The sequence below is a fragment of the Candidatus Harpocratesius sp. genome, from assembly GCF_054039255.1.
Genome location: NZ_JBPLBG010000001.1, coordinates 1 through 2,206 on the forward strand (window position 1 = coordinate 1; position 2,206 = coordinate 2,206).

General features: G+C 32.5%; 2 protein-coding genes and 1 other RNA gene. All 3 read right to left on the reverse strand.

What is annotated here, in order from left to right; translation table 11 throughout:
- Window positions 1–438: 438 nt before the first annotated feature.
- The gene (locus ACXLDF_RS00005) at window positions 439–963 is read right to left on the reverse strand and encodes a hypothetical protein (RefSeq protein WP_457556425.1); all 525 of its coding nucleotides are present in this window, start codon (window positions 961–963) and stop codon (window positions 439–441) included.
- Window positions 964–989: 26 nt separating this feature from the next.
- Window positions 990–1,541 carry a hypothetical protein gene (locus ACXLDF_RS00010; RefSeq protein ID WP_457556426.1) on the reverse strand — a complete coding sequence of 184 codons (552 nt, stop codon included), beginning with the start codon at window positions 1,539–1,541 and terminating at the stop codon, window positions 990–992.
- A gap of 548 nt (window positions 1,542–2,089) precedes the next feature.
- Window positions 2,090–2,206, reverse strand: a transfer-messenger RNA (tmRNA) gene (gene ssrA / locus ACXLDF_RS00015); the annotation flags it as partial.

The following is a 2,206-nucleotide window of genomic DNA, read 5'->3' on the forward strand; positions in this document are numbered from 1 at the left end:
GCGTGCTCTATTTACCGATGGATGAAAGTCCCGAGTTCAACGCCAACCGGCTGGTGCAATTTCTGAAGGAAAATTTATCCCGCAGCGATCTGCTGTTTAAACGGGTTTTTAGTCAGTATAACTGGCAGAACTACTGGAACGATTACCTGAAACCGATTTTTGGGAAGTAAGCAGCACAGTTAAATATTGATGACGGAGTGCTGGAGTAATGGAAGATTGGATTATCGGGAATACGCAGGACACTCTTCGTTGCGTTTATACTGAAGACTTCGGTTTGGAATGAGAAAAGTGGCCTGCCACGCGAAGTCCCGCGCAGAGCAGGACGAAGAGTTAATGTATGGAGAATTAAATCCTCTGAATCCGATAGAGTATAAGGAAATTTTCAAAATCTATTAAATACAATAATGTCATATTCTATGTGCATTATATAAATGGAATTCATCTTGTGATTGGTGATTTAAGATCTGATGTTTTCGATCTGTAGTAAGGAATAACAGAATTTTTATATTTAATAATATTAAGAAGGAAATCACCAACAGATTCATCCTGTAGTAAAATTGATTGATATTTCGATGTAAATATTATCTCACCAGTGGAGACAAAAATTAACTTACAATTAATAACTTCATTCCAAATGGAATCGCTATAATTAGCAATTTTATTGTAAATAAATATAGCATCAGCATTTATTAAATCCTTGATATCATCATTTGCAGTTAAGCCCGAAAGAATTAACTTTTTTTCTTCCAAGATATAATCAAGAGAATTTCTATCAACCACATTATAACCATTAGAAAGAAATTGACCTATCCAAAATTCAGGACTATCTGCTACGACAACAACTGATTTTACTGCATCATGATTGAAATTAGGATTAATATAAAACTCGGAATATTGCGAATATGCAAAATCAAGTAAGAAAACAATAGTGATAATTTTTTTTAATATCTTAATAGAGTTCATTGTTGTGCTCGAGTAATATTTGCTGTTTAAGATGATAACTGCAAATAATCTTTAATATTTTCACCGTTAATAATTGGTCCTTTTAGTTGGGAGATAACTATCAAATTTTTCTGCTCTAAGTCAATAAAATCAATTTCACTAAACAAAGGATCACTGTTTAGGGTAGGCAAAGACGGTTTACCAAGGTAATCTGAATTCATAGATATTAAAAGCCTAAATATGTATTTTCTATACAAATTAATTATTGTGCCTTCTCTATTTTCTGATAATAATTGACCATATTCCATGTATCTTTGTTCAACCAAATCAACGAGATTCTCATCTTTTAGATGTAAACAAAATTCATTGTCTATACTAAACAAACAGATTTCATGAATGTTTCTACGTAAATTTTCACTAATATCTACTGATAAGTAATAATCAAACAATGTGTAATAAAATATCCTTGATTCACATAATGTTGCCATATAATCAACTACCTGATTGTATTTATATGATTTTAAAAAATTTGAATATGAGCGATCGCTTACATATTTGATAGCAATGTAAAGATTTGTGATTATTTTATCAGAGTTCATATGTTAATATTCACTTAAGGATTATAAAATATCAGGGGTACATCAAGAATCTGGAACTGTTCCTCGATTAATTTCTGATATTTGGAATTCATTGTTCTATAATTTTAAGTAATTCTATTTATCTTTTTTCAAGTTAGTAATTTTTCCTAATGGCCTGATATTAGTCATGATTCTAAATGGTTGGTTATAAATGCTGGAAATGCCATACTGCGAAAATTGCACGTAAAAAAAAACATAGGAATTCGCTAAAATAAATGTGAATAGTTAAAAATAATTTGGCATTACTTTTCATTGATCGTTCTAAAAATAAAATATATAAATCCGGTAAAATAAAATCAAGACGTATTTTCAGGTCGGCCGAATAACCTATGTAAGTTTTTTCAGGAAAAGTTTTACTTCTGATAATGTAAGTGTAAAACATGTCAGTCCATGCTTCTTCCGCTAAAGCGGAATACGCAGGACACTCTTCGTTGCGTTTATACCGAAGACTTCGGTTTGGAATGAGAAAAATGGCCTGCCACGCGAAGTCCCGCGCAGAGCGGGACGAAGAGTGGAGGCGAGGGGAATCGAACCCCTGTCCGAAAAAGAGAAGCGTTGAATCACTACGTGCGTAGTTTGTTGAAAAATCTCACTTTATCGTCGACAACAAACAAACTTCCGATAAA

What these genes read in the sequence shown, in the direction of transcription:
- ACXLDF_RS00005 (WP_457556425.1), bottom strand. Translation starts at nt 963, where the DNA reads ATGAACTCTATTAAGATATTAAAAAAAATTATCACTATTGTTTTCTTA.
- ACXLDF_RS00010 (WP_457556426.1), bottom strand. Translation starts at nt 1,541, where the DNA reads ATGAACTCTGATAAAATAATCACAAATCTTTACATTGCTATCAAATAT.